Source organism: Nocardia inohanensis NBRC 100128, from assembly GCF_001612945.1.
Classification (GTDB): Bacteria; Actinomycetota; Actinomycetes; order Mycobacteriales; family Mycobacteriaceae; genus Nocardia; species Nocardia inohanensis.
The window spans coordinates 240,816-264,013 of sequence record NZ_BDBK01000010.1 but is presented as its reverse complement, the minus strand read 5'-3'; the positions used below and the strand labels follow the sequence as shown (position 1 = coordinate 264,013).

The 23,198-nt window shown below is 68.4% G+C and carries 19 protein-coding genes; 12 read left to right on the top strand and 7 right to left on the bottom strand.

The window, feature by feature from the left end:
* The first annotated feature begins 113 nt into the window (after positions 1 to 113).
* From NI1_RS20870 to NI1_RS20845, 6 genes are read left to right on the top strand one after another with little or no spacing between them, the layout of a single operon-like run.
* Entirely contained in the window at positions 114 to 1,448 is a 1,335-nt protein-coding gene (locus NI1_RS20870; protein ID WP_218026794.1) for a diaminobutyrate--2-oxoglutarate transaminase family protein, read from the top strand.
* Positions 1,445 to 2,920, top strand: coding sequence for a pyridoxal phosphate-dependent decarboxylase family protein (locus NI1_RS20865; protein WP_067823401.1), 1,476 nt, complete (start codon positions 1,445 to 1,447; stop codon positions 2,918 to 2,920). The genes NI1_RS20870 and NI1_RS20865 overlap by 4 nt, the downstream gene beginning before the upstream one ends.
* The gene (locus NI1_RS20860) at positions 2,901 to 4,301 is read left to right on the top strand and encodes a lysine N(6)-hydroxylase/L-ornithine N(5)-oxygenase family protein (protein WP_067823398.1); all 1,401 of its coding nucleotides are present in this window, start codon (positions 2,901 to 2,903) and stop codon (positions 4,299 to 4,301) included. The genes NI1_RS20865 and NI1_RS20860 overlap by 20 nt, the downstream gene beginning before the upstream one ends.
* Positions 4,298 to 6,115 carry an IucA/IucC family protein gene (locus tag NI1_RS20855; protein WP_218026793.1) on the top strand — a complete coding sequence of 606 codons (1,818 nt, stop codon included), beginning with the start codon at positions 4,298 to 4,300 and terminating at the stop codon, positions 6,113 to 6,115. The genes NI1_RS20860 and NI1_RS20855 overlap by 4 nt, the downstream gene beginning before the upstream one ends.
* On the top strand, positions 6,112 to 7,479 hold the full coding sequence (locus NI1_RS20850) for a type I glutamate--ammonia ligase (RefSeq protein ID WP_218026792.1): 1,368 nt from the start codon (positions 6,112 to 6,114) through the stop codon (positions 7,477 to 7,479). Before NI1_RS20855 ends, NI1_RS20850 begins: the two co-directional genes overlap by 4 nt.
* Positions 7,476 to 8,696, top strand: coding sequence for an MFS transporter (locus NI1_RS20845; RefSeq protein WP_067823395.1), 1,221 nt, complete (start codon positions 7,476 to 7,478; stop codon positions 8,694 to 8,696). The genes NI1_RS20850 and NI1_RS20845 overlap by 4 nt, the downstream gene beginning before the upstream one ends.
* Here NI1_RS20845 and NI1_RS20840 read toward each other — a convergent pair.
* Genes NI1_RS20840 through NI1_RS20830 form a run of 3 tightly spaced genes read right to left on the bottom strand, consistent with a single transcriptional unit; the run spans position 8,691 to position 11,538 of the window.
* The gene (locus NI1_RS20840; RefSeq protein ID WP_067823392.1) at positions 8,691 to 9,509 is read right to left on the bottom strand and encodes an ABC transporter ATP-binding protein; all 819 of its coding nucleotides are present in this window, start codon (positions 9,507 to 9,509) and stop codon (positions 8,691 to 8,693) included. The two genes, NI1_RS20845 and NI1_RS20840, sit on opposite strands and share 6 nt — an antisense overlap.
* On the bottom strand, positions 9,506 to 10,591 hold the full coding sequence (locus NI1_RS20835; protein ID WP_245663329.1) for a FecCD family ABC transporter permease: 1,086 nt from the start codon (positions 10,589 to 10,591) through the stop codon (positions 9,506 to 9,508). The genes NI1_RS20840 and NI1_RS20835 overlap by 4 nt, the downstream gene beginning before the upstream one ends.
* Positions 10,588 to 11,538 (bottom strand): FecCD family ABC transporter permease, encoded by a 951-nt coding sequence (locus NI1_RS20830; protein ID WP_169815607.1) that lies wholly within the window; start codon positions 11,536 to 11,538, stop codon positions 10,588 to 10,590. The genes NI1_RS20835 and NI1_RS20830 overlap by 4 nt, the downstream gene beginning before the upstream one ends.
* Positions 11,539 to 11,711: 173 nt before the next feature.
* Here NI1_RS20830 and NI1_RS20825 point away from each other — a divergent pair, with 173 nt between their 5' ends.
* Positions 11,712 to 12,707 carry an ABC transporter substrate-binding protein gene (locus NI1_RS20825; protein ID WP_067823383.1) on the top strand — a complete coding sequence of 332 codons (996 nt, stop codon included), beginning with the start codon at positions 11,712 to 11,714 and terminating at the stop codon, positions 12,705 to 12,707.
* 189 nt (positions 12,708 to 12,896) lie between these two features.
* On the opposite strand, the gene NI1_RS20820 is transcribed toward NI1_RS20825, so the two are convergent.
* Together NI1_RS20820 and NI1_RS38045 are read right to left on the bottom strand one after the other, a co-directional pair.
* Entirely contained in the window at positions 12,897 to 14,381 is a 1,485-nt protein-coding gene (locus NI1_RS20820; protein WP_169815606.1) for an alpha/beta fold hydrolase, read from the bottom strand.
* 329 nt (positions 14,382 to 14,710) lie between these two features.
* Entirely contained in the window at positions 14,711 to 15,007 is a 297-nt protein-coding gene (locus tag NI1_RS38045; RefSeq protein WP_157535232.1) for a hypothetical protein, read from the bottom strand.
* 329 nt (positions 15,008 to 15,336) lie between these two features.
* Here NI1_RS38045 and NI1_RS20815 point away from each other — a divergent pair, with 329 nt between their 5' ends.
* From NI1_RS20815 to NI1_RS39900, 4 genes are all read left to right on the top strand, one after another.
* Positions 15,337 to 15,951: an MspA family porin gene (locus NI1_RS20815; protein ID WP_067823376.1), complete on the top strand. Its 615-nt coding sequence runs from the start codon at positions 15,337 to 15,339 to the stop codon at positions 15,949 to 15,951.
* A gap of 47 nt (positions 15,952 to 15,998) precedes the next feature.
* Positions 15,999 to 17,132, top strand: coding sequence for an AraC family transcriptional regulator (locus NI1_RS20810; RefSeq protein WP_169815605.1), 1,134 nt, complete (start codon positions 15,999 to 16,001; stop codon positions 17,130 to 17,132).
* A gap of 480 nt (positions 17,133 to 17,612) precedes the next feature.
* Positions 17,613 to 19,253, top strand: a complete 1,641-nt coding sequence (locus NI1_RS20805) for an alkaline phosphatase D family protein (protein ID WP_067823891.1) — start codon at positions 17,613 to 17,615, stop codon at positions 19,251 to 19,253.
* An 86-nt stretch (positions 19,254 to 19,339) separates the two neighbouring features.
* Positions 19,340 to 19,777: a WhiB family transcriptional regulator gene (locus NI1_RS39900; RefSeq protein ID WP_067823369.1), complete on the top strand. Its 438-nt coding sequence runs from the start codon at positions 19,340 to 19,342 to the stop codon at positions 19,775 to 19,777.
* 33 nt (positions 19,778 to 19,810) lie between these two features.
* On the opposite strand, the gene NI1_RS20795 is transcribed toward NI1_RS39900, so the two are convergent.
* Positions 19,811 to 20,257: a helix-turn-helix domain-containing protein gene (locus NI1_RS20795; protein ID WP_067823366.1), complete on the bottom strand. Its 447-nt coding sequence runs from the start codon at positions 20,255 to 20,257 to the stop codon at positions 19,811 to 19,813.
* 175 nt (positions 20,258 to 20,432) lie between these two features.
* Complete coding sequence (locus NI1_RS20790; RefSeq protein WP_245663328.1) at positions 20,433 to 21,074, bottom strand: response regulator; 642 nt, start codon at positions 21,072 to 21,074, stop codon at positions 20,433 to 20,435.
* A gap of 453 nt (positions 21,075 to 21,527) precedes the next feature.
* On the opposite strand from NI1_RS20790, the gene NI1_RS20785 reads away from it, so the two are divergent.
* On the top strand, positions 21,528 to 23,198 hold the full coding sequence (locus NI1_RS20785) for a hypothetical protein (protein ID WP_067823361.1): 1,671 nt from the start codon (positions 21,528 to 21,530) through the stop codon (positions 23,196 to 23,198).

The window sequence follows — 23,198 nt, the reverse complement described above, 5'->3', positions numbered from 1 at the left end:
CCGGTGGCTACCTTGGGCGCTCTCGGGCAACTAAGCCTTACCTAATTCCCCAAGACTCTCGATCTGGGAAATCTTCAGCTACCACCCGTGCATCATGACCGAAGGGTATGCCCATGCAGCGTGCAGTGCTGTTGGAAAGACAGGCGCGGCGGGAATCCGCCGCCCGCACCTACGCGCGGACGCTCCCGGTGGCTCCCGTCAACGCGACCGGGGCGATCGTCACCGGTGCCGACGGCCGGACCTATCTGGACTGCCTGTCCGGCGCGGGCACCTTGGCTCTCGGGCACAACCACCCCGAAGTTGTCGCGGGTCTGCGGCAGACGCTCGACTCGGGGGTGCCACTGCACACCCTCGACATGATCACGCCGCAGAAGGACGCGTTCAGCGCCACCCTGGCCGGCGTGCTACCCGGCACGCTGCGCGACCGAGCACGACTGCACTTCTGTAGTCCGGCGGGCACCGATGCCGTCGAAGCCGCGGTGAAACTCGCCCGCTACGCCACCGGCCGACACGGCGTGGTCGCCTTCACCGGCGGCTATCACGGGATGACGCTCGGCGCGTCCGCGCTCTCCGGCCCGGCCCGGATGCGCGCGGCCGGCGCCGATACCGTGGCGGTCACCCGCCTCCCGTACCCGTATGGATATCGCTGTCCCTTCGGGGTCGGCGCCGCGCAGGCGGGGCGGTTGTCGGCTCGATTGCTCGAGAATTTCCTGTCGGATCCGAGCAGCGGCGTCGCCACGCCGGCGGCGGTGGTGCTCGAGGTCGTCCAGGGCGAGGGCGGTGTCGTCGAAGGGCCGGACGAGTGGCTCCGCGAGATCCGGCGGATCACCACCGATCACGGCGTCATGCTGATCATCGACGAGGTGCAGACCGGCGTCGGCCGCACCGGGCACTACTGGGCCTGCGAGCGAGCCGGGGTCACGCCCGACATCCTCGTCACCTCCAAGGCGGTCGGTGGCGGTCTGCCGCTGGCGCTCATCGCCTACCGGCCCGAACTGGATGTCTGGCAGCCCGGTGATCACACCGGCACCTTCCGCGGCAACACCTTGGGCATGGTGGCGGGGGAGATCACGCTGCGAACGGTCGCGGAGCAGGGGCTGGCCGCGCGCGCCGAAACCTTGGGGGAGCGGCTGCGGCTCGGGTTGCGGGAACTGGCCGCCGACCATCCGGAATTCGGTGAAGTCCGAGGGCGCGGGCTGATGATCGGCATCGAGATCGTCGACCCGAGCGGCGATCCCGACCCGCTGGGATCCCTCCCGCCGGATCCGAGCCGGGCCCGCGCATTGCAGATCGCCTGCCTGGAAGCGGGTCTCATGCTCGAACTAGGCGGCCGTGCCGACACCGTCGTGCGGCTGCTGCCGCCATTGGTGCTGAGCGACAAGCAAGCCGACTCGGTGCTGGATCGCATTCAGTCCGCGTTGGGGACCGTTCGGAGCGGAGCGGCGTGAGCGGGCAATCACCTGGCGCGGTGCGAGTCGCGGGCGGGGCCGAGGGGCTCGCCGAAATGCATTCGCTGACCCGGACCGTGCTCGAGGCACTGGAGGCAGGTGCCGCCGACCGCGGTGGCCCGTTGCCCAGCGGTGGGCCGGAATCGGTTGCCGAACAGGTGATCCGAGCCTGCGGTCCGATATTGCCCGAGCATGGCGTCGGGGTCGGCGACGCGCTCACGACCCTGGTGCGGGCGGTGGCGGCCGGCTCGGCCGACCCCTCCGAACGCGACTGCGTCGGGCATCTGCACTGCCCGCCGCTGGCCGTCTCGGTCGCCGCGGACCTGGCCGCGTCGGTCCTCAATCAATCCATGGACTCCTGGGATCAAGCCCCCGCGGCCACCGTCGTGGAGGAGCTGACGACGCGGGCACTGGCGAAACTCGTCTACCCGGACGCACCGGCCCCCGACGCGCTGATCACCAGCGGCGGAACGGAATCCAATCTGATCGCCCTGCTCATCGCGCGGGAGCGGGCCCGGGCGCGCTCCGCCGAACCGCTGCGAATCGTGGTCGGCGAGAACGCGCATCACAGCGTGCGCCGTGCGGCGTGGACGCTCGGCCTGCCCACTCCCGTCGGCATCCCGTGTCCGGCCGGGGTGATGAATGTGCAAGCGCTGGAAGAGATCCTGTCCGGCGAGCAGCGCCCCACCCTGGTGGTCGCCACCGCGGGGACCACCGACGAGGGTTTGATCGATCCGCTGCCGCAGATCGCCGACGCGGTCGCCCGGCACGGCGCGACACTGCACATCGACGCGGCGTACGGCGGTGCGCTGCTGTTCAGCGCCCGGTTCGCCGATCGGCTCGCCGGATTGCCGGGCGCGGTGTCGGTAACCATCGACCTGCACAAACTCGGCTGGCAGCCGGTCGCGGCGGGCGTGCTCGCCGTCGCCGATGCCACGGCGCTGCAAGCCTTGTCGCTGCGCGCGGCCTATCTCAATGCCGATGACGACACCGCGGCCGGGTTGCCCGATGTACTCGGCCGATCGCTGCGTACCTCGCGGCGACCTGATGTGCTCAAGATCGCGGCGACCCTGCGCGCCCTGGGCCGCACCGGAATCGGGGAGCTCGTCGACCGGTGTATCGATGCCGCAACGGAATTGGCGCGCGCCGTCGACGCGCATCCCGCCCTGCGCCGGCGGGCTGGGGAGGTCGGCATCAGCACCGTCCTGTTCCGGCCGATCCTGGCCGACGCCCTGCCCGACGCCGCCGGGAACGCCCTCGTCGCCGAGATCCGGCGGCACTTGCTCTACACCGGCCGGGCCGTGCTCGGGCGGGCGCTGGCCGAGGATGCCGACGGCCGACAGTTGTTGTGGCTGAAGGTGACCATGCTGCATCCGCACACGCGGGCAGCGGATCTGCGCGCGCTGCTGGATGCGGCCGCCGATACCGCATTCGATTCTCCGGAGGACACCGATGTCGCATGGAACCGCTGACCACCCGCTCGATCTGCTGGGCGTGGGTGCGGGACCGTTCAATCTGTCCCTCGCCGCTCTCGCCGACGGGGTGCCGCGGTTGCGTTCCGCATTCTTCGAGCAGTCGCCGGCGTTTCGCTGGCACCCGGGTCTGCTCATCGACGGCACGACGCTACAGGTGCCGTTCCTCGCGGACCTGGTGAGCCTGGTCGAACCCCGCAGTCCCTATTCGTTTCTCAACTATCTGCGCAGTCAGGGGCGGTTGTTCCCGTTCTATTTCGCCGAACGGTTCCACATTCGGCGCGCCGAGTACGACCACTACTGCCGCTGGGCCAGTGAGCGCTTGCCGTCCGTGCGATTCGGCCGTCGGATCGAGCGGATCGGGTGGGATGGCGAGGCCGCCGCCTTCCATATCGACTACACCGAACTCGACGCCGCCGGGCCGACCGGCCGTCGCGGCCGCGTCCACGCCCGCAATGTGGCCCTCGGGGTGGGCACCGAACCGCACGTTCCGGCACCGCTGCGATCCCTGCTCGACGACCCTTCGACTCCGGTGATGCATGCCGCGGACTATCTGCGGAACCGGGAACGCCTGCTCGCGGCCGACCACATCACCGTGGTCGGAGCGGGCCAGTCCGGCGCGGAGGTGCTGCTCGATCTGTTGCGTCACCGGCCGCCGTTGCGTGAGGGGCTGACCTGGGTCGCCCGCACGCCCGCTTTCGCGCCCATGGAGTACAGCAAGCTCGGGCTGGAACAGTTCACTCCCGACTACACCCGGTATTTTCACCAGCTGCCGGAGGACGCGCGGGATCGGTTGTGGCCGCAGCAGTGGCAGCTGTACAAGGGCGTGAGCGCTACGACCCTCGGTGAGATTCACGATGAGCTCTACCACCGCAGTTTCGATGGGAATTGGCCGGATGTGACCCTCACCCCGGGGGTGGCGGTGACCGGCGCGCGACGGCGCGGCCGCCATCTGGAACTGCATGTGGAACAACGGGATCAGGGTGCCCGGCGCGAGCTGCGCACCGACGCCGTGGTGCTGGCCACCGGCTACCGCAAGCGGCCCGTCGATGCCGTGCTGGCGCCGCTGCGGCCCTATTTGCGCACCGACACCGGGCACCGCCCGCTGGTCGATGCCACACAGCGGCTCGTGCTCGATCCGGCGATCGGCGGGTCCGTGTTCGTCCAGAACTTCGAGGATCACACCCACGGCGTCGGCACGCCGGACCTGGGGCTGGCCGCCTGGCGTTCGGCGGTGATCATCAATGCCCTCACCGGCGTCGAGACCTATCCGCTGCCCGAGCGCACCGCCTTCACCTCCTTCGGGATCGGCGCCATCCCCGTGCCGGAGGACGCCGACGAGTACGCCACCACCTTGAACCAGAACGGAGATGCGCAGTGACGCAGCGACTTTCATCGGAATCACAGACGCATTGGCGGCGCGCCGGGAGATTGATCACCGAGAAGATGCTCGGCGAACTCTCCTACGAGATGTTGTTCCGGCCCGAGCCCGACCCGGCGCCGGTGACCGACGGCACCGATCCGGCCTGGCGGCTGCCGCTGCCGGACGGTGTCGTGTACCGGTTCCGTGCCCGGCGCGGTGCGTTCGAATCCTGGGTTGTCACCGCTGGTTCGGCGACCCGGGAGGACGGGACCGCCGTCCAGGTGCCCGCCGACGATCCGCGCGCGCTGCTGGTCGACGCCCGGGCATTGCTGGGTCTTTCCGGCCTGCGCCTGGCCGACGTGCTCGCCGAACTCACCGCCACCGTGTCCAATGAGGCGATGCGGTTGTCCGAGCACATCATGGCGGCCGAACTCGCCTCTCTTCCTTACGATCTCGCTGACAGCAGGCTGCCCGGCCACCCCCGGATCGTCGTCAACAAGGGCCGCGTCGGATTCTCCGCCGCGGACCGGGCCCGTTTCGCGCCGGAAGCCCGGACGCCGTTCCCGGTTCGATGGGCCGCGGTGCACCGGGATCTGGCCAGCTTCCGATCCGTGCCGTGGCTCGATGAAAAGCAATTGCTCGCAAAGGAACTGGACGCCGAAACCCGGGCGGCCTTCACCGATCGGCTGCGCGCGGCCGGGGTGGAACCGGCCGACTACGTGTGGATGCCGGTCCACCCGTGGCAGTGGGAGGAGATCGTCGGCACCCTCTACGCGGCCGAACTCGCCACCGGAAAGATCGTGGCGCTCGGCGATTCGGTCGACGAGTACGTCCCGCACCAGACCGTCCGCACGCTGGCCAATATCGCCCATCCGGACCGGCGTGATGTCAAGACCGCCTGTTCGATCCGCAACACCCTGGTCTATCGCGGCCTGAACTCCACGGCCACCCTCACCGGCCCGGCCGTCACCGAATGGCTGTTGTCGATTCAGCGGCGCGACGCCCTGCTGTCCGAGGAATACCGGTTCGAGCTGCTCGGCGAGATCGCGGCGGTGTCGGTGCGGCACCCGCTGTTCGGCCCGTTGGAGGACCTGCCGTACCGCTTCCACGAGACGCTGGGCGCCCTGTGGCGGGAGCCGGTGCGTACTCGGATCGCCGCCGGCGAGCGAGCTATCTCGTTGGCGGCCCTGCCGTTTCGCGATGCCTGGGGTGATTCGGTGGTCACCCACCTCGTCCGCACCTCCGGCATGGGCCCGGCGGAGTGGTTCGGCCGCCTCTACGATCTGATCCTCACCCCGCTGCTGCACTGGCTCTACAAGTACGGTGTGGCATTCGTTCCGCACAGTCAGAACCTCATCCTCGTCGTCGATTCCGACGGCTGGCCGCAGCGGGTGCTGATCAAGGACTTCGCCCAGGGCGTCGATCTCATCGACGCGGATCTGCCCATCCACGACACGCTGAGTCCGGAGGCGCGCGCCCACATGCTGCGCTGGCCGGCCCCGTTGATGGCGCAATCGCTGTTCTCGCCGGTCTTCTCGGGTCAGGTTCGCTTTCTGGCCGAGATCGCCTACGACGACCTGGGTTACCCCCGGACCGCCATGTGGGAGCAGGTGCGCGGCATCGTCCGCGCCTATCTGAAACGTTTCCCGGACTACGTGCGGCGCATGCCGGATCTGGATCTGTTCGTCCCGGAACTCGAGCGCGTGACCCTCAATCGCGAGCATCTGGCGGGCGAGGGTTTCGATCGGGTCGACCGTGACGAGGAATTCGACGTCCGCTTCGGGCAGGTGCCCAATCCGCTGGCCGCACCGGATCCGCAGGGGGCCTGGTGATCTCGGCCGCCGCGACCGATGCCGGTTGGGCGCGCCCTACCGGGCCGCGTACGCTCGCCGCGCGAGCGGCTGCCGCCGAGCGGGTACGCGCCGGGTGGGCCGCGCGGCCTCCGCGCCGGGTGATCCTGCTGGTGCCAGACCCGCACGCCCGATTCGCGGCGGTCGAGATCGACGGCGAGGTCTTCACCGATTCCGTGCTCGCGAGCGGATATGGCGCGTGCACTTATCTTTTCGCGTGGACCGTGGAGCGCGGAGTCGCCGCCGCACCCGAGCTCGCGCGCTATTTCGGTACCTTTTCGGACCTGTTGCTGCGGCCGGATCCGGCGACCGCCATACCGGTTCCGGGATCGGGCGACAGCTGGTATCTGGTCTGCGACGCGATCTGGCCCGATGGATCGCCGGTTAACGTCGCGCCGCGCACGTTCCTGCGCTCCCAGCTAGCGGCGGCCGAGGGGTGGGGCATCATCCCCTCGGTAGGGCTCGAGCACGAGGTCACCTTCTATCGATCCGATGGCGCACCGATGACCGCGCACGGCATCGATTACGCACTCGGCGGCACCGAGCCGCTGCTGCCGCTGCTGTCGGAGTTGCGCGAGGTCCTGGGCGAAGGCGGGCTCGGCCCGGAATCGGCGCGGGCCGAGACCCATCCGGGCCAGTACGAGCTGGTGCTGCGCCACCGCGACGCGCTCGCCGCGTGCGACGATGCCATGATCCAGCAGTTCCTGGTGCGCCAGACCGCGGTCCGGCACGGGATTACCGCTTCCTACCTGGCCTCCGAGGCGTCCGGACAGGGCAGCTCCTGCCACGCCCATCTTTCGCTCAACAGCGCCGACGGCTCGAATCTCGGTGCACGGCAAGCCGGTTCGCGAGAGCTGAGCCCATTGCTGGGCTCGTTCCTGGCGGGGGTGCTGCGCGCCGCGGCCGATCTGACCCCGGTGTGGGCGCCGACGGTCAACGCCTACGTGCGATTGCGCACCGGCTCTTTCGCACCCACCGAGGTGCGCTGGGGCGTGGATGATCGCACGGCGGCGGTGCGATTGGCGGGCGCGGGCTCGTCGCTGCGCCTGGAATGCCGATTCCCCGGGGCGGACGCGCAACCGCATCTGGCGGTCGGGGCGCTGATCGCGGCGGGCCTGTCGGGGATCGAGGACGAACTGCGCCCGCCCCCGTCCGGTCAGGCGCTGGAACGGCTGGCCGTCACGCCGTGGCAGGCGCTGGACCGCTTCACCTCCTCCGAACTCGTTGCCCGCCTGCTGGGTTCGGAGATCGTCGAGCACTACGCCGCGTTGTTCCGCGCCGAGCTGGACGCGTCCGCCGATGCCGTGACCGATTGGCAGCGCCGCCGCGGAGCGCTGCGGTCGTGATTTCCGAGCGCGGTGCGGTGTCGCCACTGCGGCAGTTGGCCGCGACGCCCGGTCTGGTATCCGTGCTGGTCTGGGGGTTCGCGGGCCGGCTGCACCTGTCGGCGACGCTGTTCGCGTTGCTCGTGATGGCCACGGAGGTGACAGGCTCGTACGCGGCGGCGGGTGTGGTGAGCGGTGCGCTGGTGCTGGGCCAGGGGATCACCGCGCCGCTGCGCGGGCGCGTAGTGGACCGGCGACCGGCGGCGCGCTATCTCGCGACGACTTCGGCGCTGTACGGCTGCGGGGTCGCCGCGCTCGCCGCGGTACCCGCCGCGGCCGGTATGGCGCCCTTGGTCGTCGCCGCCTTCGCGGTCGGTTGCTGCTGTCCGCCCGGAACTCAGATATCGCGGGCCAAAGTCTCGCAGCTGGCCCGGGGAGCGGTGCGGCAGCGTGCCTTCGCCGTGCAAGCGACCGCCAACGAACTGGTGCTGGTCACCGGGCCCGGGGCCACCGCGCTGGTCATCGCCGCGGTCGGTGCGCGCGGCGCGGTGGTGGTCTCCGGCCTGCTGGCCGTCGCCGGCGGGGTCGGGTTGGCGCTGGCGGTGCGCCGGGCCGGAATCGATCGGCCACCGCCGGAGCACCCGGCGGGCCACGGTGGCCGCTCACCGCTGCGCGTGCCCGGGGTGGCGCGTTCGGTGCTGTCGGTGACGCTGTTCGTCACCTGCTTCGCCATGATCGACTTCGTCTTGATCGCCTGGTCCTACGAGCGCGGAACCCCCGCGCTCGGTGGCGTGCTGATCGGAGTCTGGGCGGTGGGATCGGTGCTCGGTGGGCTGGCGGCGACGCTGTGGCTGACCGGCGGCGGGAATCCCAGGGCGCGCATGGCGGTGGTGGGTTGCGGTGTGGCGCTGCTGATTCCGGCGCTGTCCCCGGCGCTCACCGGCGGCCGGGTCTGGCCGGTCGGGCTGGCCCTGCTGCTGGGCGGTGCGCTGATTCCGCCCGCGCTGGCGGTCGTCTACGACGTCGTCGGCGATGCGGCCGGTCCCGCCTGCCGGGCCGAGGTCTTCGGCTGGATCGCCTCCGGGACGACGGCCGCGACAGCCGTCGCGAATCCGTTGAGCGGCTTGCTCGTCGATCGGTGGGGCGCGGTCGCGGCGGCCGTCGCGGCGGCGGGGATGTGCGGGCTCGCCGCCGGCTGCATGGGCCGCCCGCCGGTGGTCAGGGCCGCGCCGTCATAGCCTTGCCGGCCGGTGACGGCCGAGCGGTACCACCAGCGGCACAGCGTATTCCGCGTCGACCAGCACCCGTGCCTCCAGATCGAACACCTCGCGCAACAGCTCGCCGGTGAGAATCTCGGCGGGCGGGCCGTGCGCCACGACGCGGCCCGCGCGCATCGCCACGATCCGGTCGGCGTACCGTGCGGCCAGCGACAGGTCGTGCAGGACCAGCACCACGGTGCGGCCGGTATCGCGCTGCAATTCGCGCACCAGGTCCAGGACATCGAGTTGATGCACCAGATCGAGGTGGTTGGTGGGCTCGTCGAGCAGGAGGATGTCGGTGTGCTGGGCCAGGGCCATGGCGATCCAGGCGCGCTGGCGCTGTCCGCCGGAGAGCTGATCCAGCGGGCGTTCGGCCAGATCGTGGGTTCCGGTGCGGCGCAACGCCTCTGCTACGGCCGCTTCGTCCTCGGCCGACCAGCGGCGGTACCAACTCTGGTGCGGGTGCCGGCCCCGGGCCACCAGATCGGCGACGAGTATGCCCTCGGGAGCCTGCGGAGTCTGCGGCAGCAATCCCAGCCGATTCGCCACGGCGCGGGTCGGCAGTTCGTGAATATCGCTGCCGTCCAGCAGAACTCGGCCGGAGCGTGGGCGAACGAGCCGGCCCAGCGCACGGACCAGAGTGGACTTGCCGGAGCCGTTGGGTCCGATCACCACCGTCACCGCCGCGTCGGGGATCGCCAGATCCACCTCGTGCACGACGTCCCGGTCGCCGTAGCCGACCGTCAAACGCTCTGCCCGCAAACGGGATCCGGTGAGGGTCGTATCGGTCATGCGCGATCCTTTCCGCCCGTGACGAGCAGATACAGCAGATAGGGAGCGCCCAGCGCGGCGGTCAGGATGCCGACGGGCAGTTCGATGGATCCGAATGCGGTGCGCCCCAGCAGATCCGCGGTCACCGTCAAGGTCGCGCCGACCAGTGCCGAGGTGAACAGGGGCGGGATGGGTGTGCGCGCCAGCCGCAGCGCCAGTTGCGGTGCGGCCAGCGCGACGAAGGCCACCGGCCCGGCGGCGGCGGTCGCGGTGGCGGTGAGTAGTACGGCGGCGACGAGCAGCCCGCCGCGCGCGCCGGTAGCCCGGACACCGAGGCCCCGCACGGTGTCGTCGTCGAAAGTCAAGGCGCCGAAGGTGAACGACAACGCGCCGACGGCCGGCAGGAGCACAAGCAGGGCCCAGCCCACCGCGCGGGCGCTGTCCCAGCTCGCACCATTGAGGCTCCCGGTCAGCCACAGCACGGCGCGACCCGCGTCCACGATGGAGGCCTTGATGAGCAGCCAGGAGACCACGCTGGAGAGCACGGCTTGCACGCCCGCACCGATCAGCAGCAACCGGAATCCGGCCAGACCGCGTCGGACCGCGAGCAGGTGCACGATGCCGGCGGCGGCCAGTCCACCGGCGATCGCCGCCGCCGGGACGCCGATGGTGGCAGCGGCGCCGCCGACCCCGCCGTATTCGCCGCCGAGCACGATCACCGCGACGGCCCCGGTGGCCGCGCCGGCCGTGACGCCGAGGAGGTCCGGGCTGGCGAGGGGATTGCGTGCCACGCCCTGCACGATCGCGCCTGCCAGCCCCAGCGCCGCCCCGACGAATACGCCGGTGAGTGCGCGCGGCATCCGGAAGTGCAGGACCACCAGTCGTTGTGACTCGGTCCCGCCGCCGAGCAGGACACGCGCGACATCGAGGACGGGAATCGGGAAATCGCCTCTGCCCGTACCGATCACGAGCGCGGTCGCGAGCGCCGCGGCGACCGCCAGTGGGACCAGCAGGGTCAGCGGACGCAGTACCGCCGATACCGGGCCGATCCGGAGGGTGGCGCGGGTGTGGAGCGAGAGCCGTTCTGTCCGAGCATCTTTCACAATCGCACCGGCTTCCGGCGGCGGAGCAGATGAATGAACAGGGGCGCGCCGAGCAGGGCGAGCATGATCCCGACCGGCAATTCACCGGGCCGGGCCACTACCCGTCCCAGCACGTCCGCACACAGCATCATGGTCGCTCCGATGATCGCCGCGTAGCCGGTGATCCAGCGATAGTCGGGGCCGGTGAGAGCCCGGCCGATATGAGTGGCCATCAGGCCGACGAAGCCGATCGGACCGCAGGCCGCCACGGCCGCGCCGGTGAGCAGGGTGATGGCCGCCATGCCGGTGAGCCGGGCCGTGCCGAGCCGCACCCCCAGTGCGCGCGCGGTGTCCTCACCGAGCGAAAGCGCGTTCAGGCGTGGCGCATCGGTGGCCGCGAGCAACAGACCGATCGCGACGAACGGCAGCATGTCGGCGATGATGCCGGTCGGGCGGCCGCTCACCGAACCGACGGTCCAGAACCGCAGGACGTCGAGGGCATTCTGATCGAGGATCACGATCCCGGCCGTGAGCGCGGTACACAACGCGTGTACCGCCGAGCCGGTCAGGGCCAGGGTCACCGGGGCCGCACCGCCGCGGGCGCGAGCGCTGACCAGGTAGACGGTCACACTGGCCAGCAGGGATCCGGCGAAGCCGAACCACACGAAACCGGCGAGCGTGGTCATGCCGAGCAGCGTGATGCTCGCGACCACGCTGAGACTCGCGCCCGCGCTGATGCCCAGCAGCACCGGATCGGCGATGGGATTGCGAGTGTGGCCCTGCATGAGCGCACCCGCCACCCCGAGGGCGATCCCGGCGATGACGGCGAGTGCGGTGCGGGGCAGGCGCAGGTCGCGCACGATGATGTCGCCTTCGGTGTCGGTGGCGTGCCACAGGCCGTGCCAGATCTGCTCGAGTGTCAGCAGCTTGGAGCCGATTGCGATGCTCAGCAAAATACTGGCGAACATTGCTGCGATGAGCAGTGCCAAGACCGCAAAATGCTTCCTGCGCATGCTAGTTCGCCTGATTCTCGGCCGGATTTCCGGGGGTGCGGAGACGGCTTCCTTCACTTATCCTCCCAGAGCGGCAAATTCATAGATAACCCTACCCTTACCAAATTCGCCGTGGAGGGACGCAATCGATGACTGTGTTGAGAATCCATCCGCTCAGACGCCTGCTGAGCATGGCGGCAATCCTGCTGGGCGTAATAGCCACTGCCGCATGCGGATCCGGCGCTTCGAGCGGCTACGGGGAAACCCGGACAGAATCGGCCGGATTTCCCCTGACCGTGCAACACGCCATGGGATCGACCGACATTCAAGCCCCGCCGCGTCGAATCGTGGCCCTGGACCTGACTTTCGTCGATGCCGCCCTGGCCCTCGGCGGGAATGTGGTGGGCTACACCACGATCGCCGGCAGCGGCGACGGTCTCCCGGCCTATTTCGGCGAGGACGCCGCGAAGTTCGCGCCGGACGCCGTGGCGGTCGGCACGCTGGAGGAGCCGAGCCTGGAGAAGATCGCGGCCCTGCGCCCCGATGTCATTCTGTCGGCGAAGGTGCGGCACGAGAAGCTGTACAAGCAATTGTCCGCCATCGCGCCGACGGTGTTCTCCGCGACGACCGGAGCCGACTGGAAGAACAACCTGCGATTGACCGGGACCGTGCTGGGCGCGGAGACGAAGGCCGCGGAGCAGATCGCCGCTTTCGAACAGCGAGCCGGGCAGATCGGGGACGAGGTGCGCCGGACTCGTGGCGGCAATCCGACCGTATCGGTGGTGCGCTTCGTCGACGGACCGACGCGAATCTACAAGGAGGCGACCTATATCGGCGTCATCATGAAGGACCTCCGCTTCGACCGGCCGGCGGCGGCGCGCGGCAGCGGATTCAGCACCGAGATCTCCGATGAGCAGATCGCGTTGATGGACGCCGACGACATCTTCATCACCCGCTACGCGGACAAGGGCGGGCTCTCGCAGCAGACCGAGGAGAAGTTCAAGGCCAACCCGCTGTGGGGCAAACTGCACGGCGCAATCCACGAAGTCGACGACCTCACCTGGATGAGCGCCGTCGGATTGTACGGCGCGCGTTCGGTTCTCGATGATGTCGCCGCCGTGTACCACGTGGACCGGCGGCGCTAGCAGCGGGAGAAAAAGGAAATCGCCGCCGGGCGACGAGGGGAGCCCGGCGGCGATTTCCGATCTGTGGGGTGAGGCTGTCGGTGCCTCGATACCGAGCCTACGAATCGAAACGGAATCCCGGACAACGCGTATCCGATGCTGTCCTCGGACGACCTGTCGATTCCGGTATTCCCCTCCGGTCGGAAGCGGTCAGCGCCGCGCGGGGATAGGCGCCTGATCAGCCGAAGTCATTTCGACCGTGCCGGTTTCGAGGTAGCGGACCACCGCGGCATCGAGCCGAGCGTCCCCGCGTCCGAACAGGCCGTGATCTCCGCCGCCGACCCGGATCAGCGTGCCGCCGAGTGCCTCCGCCATCGCCGGGCCGCCGGCGGCCGCGGTCGCCGGGTCGTGATCGCTCTGCAATACGAGTGGCTTGATCGCCAGCGCCGATCCGTCGATCCGCACCGGCGGGTCGGCGGGCTTTTCGACGCCGGCGCAGTGCAGTCCGCTCCTTACCATGGCTTTGCCGACATCGAAGAAGCTCGCGCCGGTGACCATCCGGCCGAGACCCGCGAGGAGCTGCACCGGGTCGCCGAGATGACCGTCTTCGCCGCAGGTGATGGCGGTGAAGACGAACGGACTACTCGGATCGCCGTCGGTGCTCCGGCCCGCCATGCGGTCCAGCGCCTCGACATCGGCGGCGTTCGCCCGGACGCGCTGTAGTGCCGACGCCAGATCGGGCCAGAGTTTGCGCGCGTAGAGCGCGATCGATGTGGCCGTGAAGGTCCGGTTCACCGGATCGGGCCGAACCGCCCGGGGCAGCACACGTGTCATATTGCGCAGGAACGCCAATTGTTCCGCGGTCCAGGTGGCCGCGTCCGGGCCGATCACCGGGGCGAGATGACGCTGCGCCTGTTCGGTCAGGCCCTGCGTCTCCGGCGCCAGATTGGCCAGGACCGGCGAGCCCTCCGCGGCCACTTGCGCCGCCCACTGTTCGTAGACGGCCTGCCGGGTCGAACCGAGGTGATAGATCGCGTCGTTCTCGGCGATCCAGCTGAACAGGTCGCCGAGCCGGGTTTCCCGAGCTTCCTGCTGCTGTGCGAACTCCTCGTTCCAGATCCAGCCGGGGTGCACGTTCGAGTCGAGCACGAACTTGCCGGAATGCTCCGGGAAGAGAGTGGCGTACACCGCACCCAGGTACGTTCCGTAGGACGCTCCGTAGAAGTCGATTCGCTGCTCGCCCAGCATCTTCCGCACCTGATCCATATCCCGTGCCGTCGCCGCGGTGGTGATGTGCCGGGCCAGGTCCGTCGGCACAGCGGCGCAGGACGGATCGGTCGCCCCCTCGGCTTCGCCCGCACAGGCGAGCGGAGTGGACCAGCGCAGTCCACGCGGCTGCACGGCGATCAGGTCGTAGCGGTCGGCGATCATCGGCGGCAGTGCCCCGATTCGCCTGTCCCAGAAGTCGAGTGCGGATCCGCCGGGACCGCCGGGATTGCCGAACAACACACCGAGGCGATGCGCGGGATCGCGGGCGGGTACACGGCTCACCGTCACCTCGATGGTGCGGGCGCCGGGATCGGCGTAGTCGAGCGGCACTTCGAGAACGGCGCACCGGGCCTGCGAGTCGGCGGTGACCCCGCTGTCGGGTGGGCAACTCACCCACGGCGTCGCATCCGCCTGCGTGGCGGACATGTTCGCGGTGGTGCCGGCCAGCAGTGCCAGACACAGACCCGGTAATACCAACTGCCGCCTACTTCCGAGCCGAGCCGGAGAGAACTTCATGAGCCGGATTCCGCCCTTTCGAGAATTACGCCTGCGAATTCAACGTAGGGGCGTGGGCCCGGAAGGTGGAGAGACCTGTCCGGTCGCGCACCGGCCGCAGAATTCTTTCCCCCTTCCGGTGACCGAGCGTATGGCGACCGGCGGGGCGGCAGGCAAAATGCGCCCGAACCGTCTCGGGCGTCCGAATTTCCCCCGTTCAAGTCCGCTTATACCCTTTTCCTTTTCGCGTTCAGGTGCATTCAAGGACTTTTTATGTTATCGGCGTCACAAATTGCTTCCGCATGAAACATTCGCCAGCGGCGTATGGATACTGAAAATGTCAGCCCGGTGCTTCGCCGGGGAATCGCGATGAAAGGATCTAAATGATTCCGGTTATCTTTGACACTGGTAGCGCCGCCCTGGATGGCATCATCAATACCATCACGGCTGGTTTCGGCGGCGTTTTCAACACCCTGAGCACCGGCTCCTTCGGGGCGTAGCAAGGCATTTCGGTGATCGTCGCGGCCCGGGCGGGTTTCCCGCCCGGGCCGCTTCATGTCACGGAACTGTCGGCGTTTGTCCGCTTTTCGCCCGCCTTCGCCGATTCGCCCCTGTGCGGATCTTCCCTGACGCGCTTTGATATCACCGTGCGATCACCTGAGGCGGCGCGAAAGGATATTTCGGTCCGAGAACCGGCGGAGCTGGATTCGATCGACCGAATTCTGTTAGACGCTGCCGAGCGAATCGCCGAGCTGAGAGCCGAACTGGCAGCCCGGAGGCAAGCATTGCTGGCCGCTGCCAGTGCTTCGGCAGCAAGTCGATAGACCTTACACCGCCTCGGCGGACTTTTTCGATTGCCGTGAAAACAAAAAAGTATGTTATCGGTGTGTGTGGAGTCGCGTTCGGCGCGACCCTGGTCGCGGGGACCGCGGCGGCGGAGTTCTCGCGGAGTGCGGATCACTCGATGGAGCGGATCACCGCCGACGGCTGGACGGTCCGGGCGTCATCGGTGAACGTCGGCGTCAACAGCGTTCCCAACCTGGCTCAATCGCCGTGGACGCGAGAGGCTTTCGTTGATGCGGGGAGCATCGGCGCCATCGAGGGAGCCGGCAGCAGCGAGGTGAAATCCGCGGTGCTGCGCACCGGCATTCAGCTCGGTTGCAATACCGACGTGTCGCAGGGCATCGAGGCCGGATCGTCGACGACCATCGGCCCGGACGCCAAGGTGACCCTGCTCCCGACTCCCGGCACCGAATTCAAGCTCGGTCCCAGCATCGAACCCAGCCTGACGGCCACCATCAAACCCGGCACCATCACGTCGGTGACGATCAACGAACGCACCCTCGACGGCAAGCTCGGCGCGGTCGATCTCGCCGGTATGCACGTGCATGTCGATGGCTGCCTAGGCCCGGTCTCGGTGCGGGTCTTCACCGAGTTCGCCGTTTCCACCGGGGTCTCGGACACCGTTGCGACGGTCTATTCCGACCCGAAGCTCATCTGATCACAGGAACTGGCTGCGCGGTGCAGGGGAAGGGGAAGGGGACAACCGTGGACCAAGATCCACATGTGGTGGCCGCGACCATCAGTCCGGTGGTGCCGGCGGCCGTGGTCGATCACGCGCGCGAGAGTGGCATCGATGCCGCGCCCTGGTTCGCCGGCACCGGGCTGACGCCCGAGCAGATATTCCTGCCCGGCACGAGACTCTCCTATTGCCAATCGGTCTCGATACTGCGGCGCGCGCTCCAGGCCATGCCGGCGGAGCCGCTGGGTATGCGGATCGGCACCCGGGACGTACTCGTATCGTGCGGCATGCCGGGTGTGGCCATGCGATTGAGCCGAACCGTCGGGTCCGCCATCGCGGTGGGCAGGGAGTTCCACGCGCTGATGGGCATGCTGGTCGACAGTGAGCTCGAGACGTTCGGCGCTCAGGTCGCGCTGCGACTCTACGAGCGCGCGCCGGAACCGGATCTGGTGGCGTTCCTGTGCGAGGAAGCCTGCTGTAGGTCGCTGGTGATGCTGCGCGCCATGACCGGGTCGGCGCTGGCACCGGTCCGGCTGGAGCTGGCCTATCCGGCTCCGCCGCACGCGAATCGCTACCTCCGGTTCTTCGGCTGCCCGGTGCATTTCGGCGCCGACGCGAACCGCATGGTCTTCCCGGTCGCGCTGCTGGACCAGCGCATCCCGACCTACCATCGGGAGTACCTGCGCGCAACGGTCACGGCGTGCCGGAAGATGCTGGGGCAGGAAGAGGCTCGGCCGGATATCGTGCGCGCCGTGGAGAGGATTCTGCGCGAGCACATTCGGCAGCCGCTCACCATGGCGGATGTGGCGCACCGGCTGCATCTCACCGAACGCACCTTGCGCCGTTTGCTCACCGCCTCCGGTGAGCAATTCAGCGCGATCCGAGACCGGGTTCGCTACCGCCGCGCGGAGTTCCTGATTCGCGAATCCGATCTCACGATGGCAGCCATCGCGGCCGAGATCGGCTACAGCGATATACGCGATTTCCGGCGTGCCTATGTGCGCTGGACCGGGCACGCTCCGATTCACGCCCGCCGGCACATCGCCCAGCTGTCGCCCGGTCTCGCGGTCCGGCCCAGCGGTGGGGGCTTCGAGACCTGCCAGGGCGCCCGTGACGCGGAAGTGGCGGGGGCGGTGCGCCGGGGGCGGTTCCGGCCATGAGGTAGCCGAACCGGACGGTTGTCCGGCGCCGCACGACCGTGACGCCGTCCGCTGGATATGGTTGCCGTGGGCGTCGGACCTCTCGCAAAGTATCTTGCCGCCCAACCCTATTGACGATGCCGCCGAGGAGGTACACCTCGGCGGCATCGTCTTTTCTCCGGACTCGACTCACGAAACGCGGACACGGTGGGGTGGTGGGCGGACAGCCTGTGCCAGGATGCTTCCCGATATCCGCGGTTGCTTCTAGGTTCGGAAATCGGCTCGTGGTATCGCTCCTACGGGCCGGGTCCCATCATCAGGGCACTGAAACCGGAGTCGTCTCTTCAGTGTTGGGGCTTTTCAGCCGGTGTCTCGGAAGTGGTGAACCGAGTTCCGGTGAGCATCGGACGCCGCCAGGATTCGCATTCTCCTGGCGGCGTTTCGATTTTCAGCGGCGGGTTGTCTCGAATGCGGCACATCAGTGGAAAGGCGGCAGTATCCATGAGTGGCAGTGTTTCCCGGCGCGCTCTACTCGGCGGCTCGGCGGCGGCGCTGCTGGCCGGGGTAGCCGCCGCGAGGCCCGCGCACGCGTCCGGACCGATGCTGCGCCGGGCGCGCGATGCGCAGCCCGGGCTGGTGCGCGACCCGCACTTCGCCAACGGCGTGACGGCCGGGGTGCCGCGGACCGACGGCATCACGCTCTGGACCAGGGTGACCGCCGAACCGGCGGCGGTCACGCCACTGCGCGAGCCTGCCCTGCTCGTCCCGAACGGACCGGCCGCCGGCGATATCGGCGACTTGGCGGTGATCGTCTCGCGGCGTGCGGATCTCTCCGATCCGGAGGTGGTCACCACCGTGGCCGTCGACCCCGGCGCCGACGGCACCGCGCGCCTGGAGGTCTCCGGTCTTCGCCCGGGGGAGGAGTACTTCTACCAATTCCGCGGCGCCGGAGCGGAATCCCCGACCGGTCGCTTCCGGACGTTGCGGCCGGCCGACTCGCGGGAGCCGGTGCGGATCGGCTGGTTCGCCTGTCAGGATTTCGCCTCCGGTTATTACGGGGCGCACCGGCTGCTCGGTGACGAGGAGCTGGATCTGGTTGTCTGCCTGGGGGATTACGTCTACGAGAACAGCTACCCGGCCGGACCGCGGGGCACCGATCTCAATCTCTATCCGCAGACGCTGGATCGTATGCGCGAGAAGTATCGGGTGCATCGCAGCGATCCGGATCTGCACTACATGCACTCGCGCCACGCGTTCGTGCCGATCTGGGACGATCACGAGTTCCGCAACAACTACTGGTCCGGCGGCTGGACCCCCGGGCCCCTGGCCGAGGTGGACCGCCTGCTCTCGGACTTCCAGCAGAAGAAGCAGTGGGCCTGGCAATCCTGGTTCGAATACATGCCGGTGCCGAGGTTTTCCGAGGATCCGCTGCGCACGCACCGGACCCTGCGACTGGGCCGAACCGTGGAACTGTTCGCGCCCGACGTGCGCCGGTTCCGCGATGTGCAGGGGTGCGGCGATTCGATGCGACCGGTGGTCTGCGCCGACGCCGACGATCCGGCGCGATCGATGCTCGGCCGCGCCCAAGCCGATTGGCTGATCGACGGCATATCCGAATCCTCCGCGCAATGGCGGGTATTGGCCAACGCCAACATGATGATGGGAATGGTGGTGGCCGACGATGGCAGCCGGGCGTGGCTGGATACCTGGGACGGCTACGGCGCCGAACGCGCCCGGGTCCTTTCGGCGGCCGCGCAGCGCGGGCCGAATCTGGTGGTGGTGACCGGTGACGACCATGACGCGTACGCGGGCGAGCTCTGGGACACCGGTTTCGCGCCGGGCGTTACCAGTGGGGCGCAGGCGAACACGCCGGGCGCGCGCCGGGCGGGCGTCGAGTTCGTGGTGCCGTCGCTGACTTCCCCGGGCACCGGTCATCACGACGAGGAAGCGTTGCGCAAGGGGCACAATCCGCACCTGCGCTACGCGAATATGGCTACGCACGGATACGGCGTGCTGGAGGCCGGAGCCGACGAGGCGCGCTTCCACTTCCGGGAGGTGCCGATCGAAACTCCCGAGCCCAGAACGACTTCCACGGTCTCCTTCCGGGTCCCCTCAGGCACACCGGCGCTGGAGCCGTGCTGATCGCCACACCGGTTGTCGGCGGATGCCCCCCCAACTGTCCCGTGCTCCCCTTCCGGGCCGGTACGTGCGTTCGCGAGGATCGAAACGTGTCGTATTTCAACAGTTCTGGACCCGAATTACACGATGATGACCCTGATGAACGGCATTGGCGGCAGGAAGCCCTGTGCTCCCAGATCGATCCGGATCTGTTCTTCCCCGCGGTCGGGGAATCGGCGCGAACCGCCAAAGTGGTCTGCCGTAGCTGCCTGGTGCAAAAGGAATGCCTGGAATACGCGCTGCTGACCGATCAGCGTTTCGGGGTGTGGGGCGGTATGACCACGGGAGAGCGCATGCGGTGCCAGCGCGCGAACCGGATGATCGCGGAATTCGAGGCCGTAGCCGACGGTACCTGCGGAACCCGGCAGGTGACCGAGCTGAAGGTCCCGGTCAAGCGGTTCGGCCAGCTAGTGAAAACCGTTGCACGACAGCAACTTACGGCCGACGATGTCGCGGCGGGCCACGCGGGGTCGGATCCTGACGCGTAGCCGCCGGCCCCTACCCGCCGGTTCGAGCGGACATCACTGTTCGCTCGAATCATGTTTGGATGTTGTCCGCAGGCTCTGCTGCCGGCGTTGCCGATCAGCCTCGCGCACAAGCGTTTCCAGGCTCTGCGCGGAGAGGCCGGACGCCGCCCGCAGCAAGCGCCGCAAGGTCGGGTCGGTCAGCCGCGTGGCGAGGGCGGAATCGTCGCTCGCCGGGCTCGTCGAGCCGAAGTCGAAGTACTCCTCGTCGACGCCGAAGAAGCCGCACAGGTGCCGGACCACCGTCGCGGACGGGTTGTCGCGCTGTCCGTGACGCAATTGGCTGAGATAGTGGATCGAGACCCTGGACTGATCCTTGGTCGGGTATTCGGCCACGGTACGCAGGGTCAGGTGGCGCCCATTGGTTCTTTCCCAGTGGCGGAACAACAGGTTCAGCCGCTGGGCGAAGGCGGGCCCTTCCTGCTGAAAGCGCTTGCCAGCCATGATTGTTCACCTTTCCGAAGAGAAACGTGCCGAGCGAAATTCGCTGTGCTACACAGATCTCGGAGCGGTAAACATCGAACATCAGAATCGGCTCGCACGGGGAGGGCGCGAGGTGCCGATCGGCGGGGGATCGCGGACGATCCGGACCCGATGCGGTCGGGCCGGCCGATGATCCTCAGCCGTCGGCGGCCTCGAGCAGCCCGGCTTGCTGCGCGATCAGCGCGGCCTCGACGCGCGTGCCGACACCGAGTTTGGCCAGAATCGCGCTCACATCGTCCTTGACGGTGCCGACGCTGTGCTGGATCGCCGCGGCGATCTCGGGATTGGAGGCGCCGCCGGCGATGAGGCGCAGCACCGTGCGCTCCCGTTCGGACAGCGTGCCGACCGCGGCCGTCGTCGCCGAATCGCCTGCGGTGGTGGACATCTGCGCGATGACCGCCACGGTGACCTTCGACGAGAGCACCACGCCCCCGGCCGCCAGGGTCTTGACCATCGATGCGAGCTGATGCGGGTCGGTGTCTTTGAGTAGATAACCCGCGGCCCCCAGACGCAGCGCCTGTAGTACGTACTCGTCGGCATCGAAGGTGGTGAGCATGGCCACCGCCGGCGTGTGGTCGCCGCGCGCCACCGCTCGCAGTACCGCCAAGCCGTCCACCTCGGGCATCCGGATATCGAGCAGCACCACGTCCGGGCGGTGCCGTTCGATGGCCGCGATCGCTTCCCGTCCGTCCGCGGTGGCGACCACCTCGAGGTCGGGATCCTGATTGAGGATAAGGGCGAATCCGGAGCGAACCAAAGCCTCATCGTCGATGACCATGACTCGGATCATGGTGCCCGACCTTACGGGAATCCTTGCCGCTATTGGCTGTGCGACATCGAATGTGGTGTCTGTCTCTGCTTTTCGCCGCCGCGGTGGGCGATGGCGCCGGGCTGGTTATTTCCGGATGGAACGAATTGTGCTGCTGCATAGGGGACTGCCGCCACAACCGGGGGTGCGGCGGACACATCGACTCATTGAATTGACCGCTTGAAGAGCATAAAAACAGAATCTGGGAGTCCAACAGACAACTTTCAGCAAAATTTCGGGAGTCTCATGTCATCGTCACTGCCCGTGCTGCTCAATCTGGGCTCCAGCGCCCTGAATCTCGCCAGCACATTGACCGGCCTCGCCGCGAACGTGATCAGCATCGTCAACTCGTTCCGGTAAATCCGATTCCTCGATCGGGAATCGAAAACAGTTACCAACCACCATGTTCGGAGTACACGAGTAATGCGCAGTTCTGCAGATAATGGCGCCTCGGCGCACAAGTGGCGTAAGGCACTCTGGGTCGCGGCGGCCGGTTCCGCTGTCGCCCTCGGTGCTGCGGCCAATGCCGGCAACGCGTCGGCCGACCCGGAGACCCCGAGCCTGATCCCCGCGGATCAGGCGGACCGCGCTGCGGACGGTCGTCCCAAGCCGTTCTACAACGAAGCCTGGGCGGGCGGCCCGGAGGGTCCGTCCATGGCCGGCGGTGCGGCGCTCGGCGCCGCCGCCACGGCCGCGGGCTCGGCGGCTGCCGGTTCGGCCGCGGTGGGTTCGGCCGCGCTCGGTTCGGCGGTGCTCGGTTCGGCCGGCGTACTGCCGGGTTCGGCGACGCTGGGGACCCTGGTCCCCGGCCTGACCACCGGCTCCACCGCGGCGGGTTCGCTGCTGGGTTCCGCCGGTCTCCCGCTGCTGGGTTCGTCGGGTGGCACCGGCACCGGCACCGGCACCGACGGCAACGGTGGCAAGGGCGGCGGTTCTTCGTCGTTGGGGACCGCGCTCGGTTCCTCGAACGGCACCGGCACCGGTACCGAAGGCGGTACCGGCACCGAGGGCGGTACCGGTACCGAGGGTGGCGCCGGCACTGGCACCGGATCTTCGTCGCTGCTCGCGGGCCTGGGTTCGTCCAAGCCGGTGGATACCAATGGTGACGGCAAACCGGACGGCTCGACCTCCGCCGGTAGTGCGGCGATTCCGGGTTCGTTGCTGACGGCGCTGGGTTCTTCGTCGCTGGCGGGTGCGCTGGGTTCCTCGGACGGCACCGGCACCGGTACCGATGGCAAGGGCGACAAGGATGGCGGCAGTTGGTCTTCGTCGTTGTTGTCGGCGCTGGGCTCCTCGAAGCCGGTGGATACCGATGGTGACGGCAAGCCGGACGGCTCGACCTCCGCCGGTAGTGCGGCGATTCCGGGTTCGTTGCTGACGGCGCTGGGTTCTTCGTCGCTGGCGGGTGCGCTGGGTTCCTCGGACGGCACCGGCACCGGTACCGATGGCAAGGGTGACAAGGATGGGGGCAGTTGGTCTTCGTCGTTGTTGTCGGCGCTGGGCTCCTCGAAGCCGGTGGACGCCGACGGTGACGGCAAGCCGGACAGCACGGTGTCGGCGGGCAGCGCGACGCTGCCGGCGGCGCTGCTGTACGGCGTCGGCTCGTCGAGTGTCGCCGACGCGCTGGGTCTGGGCCGGCCGCTGGGCACGGACGGAAAGCCCATGGGCGACACCGGTCTCGCCAAGTTCCTGGACGGCGCCGGTTCGTCGAAGCTGGCGGACGCCATCGAGATGAACGGCTTCTGGAGCGGCTTCCCGTGGGGCGACATGCTCGGTGAGGGCGGGGGCGAGTACAACGAGCCGAAGGTCACCATCGACAAGACCAACGCCTGGGATCTGCTCCTGGGCAAGAATGTGCCGGACGGCTTCGACTACAAGCAGTTCGACCAGATTCCGGCCTCCGAGCTCGCGGAGATGATTCCGGATACGTTCATGAACTACAAGACCGACGAATTCAAAAAACAGATCCTGGACGGCCGGATCATCTGGTCGCAGTTCGATACGAGCAAGCTCGCGTCCGACGGTGGCTTCCTGGGAATCGGTGGTCTGTTCAACGGTCGCTGGTGGCAGTACAACGGCGCTGTCCGTAGCTGA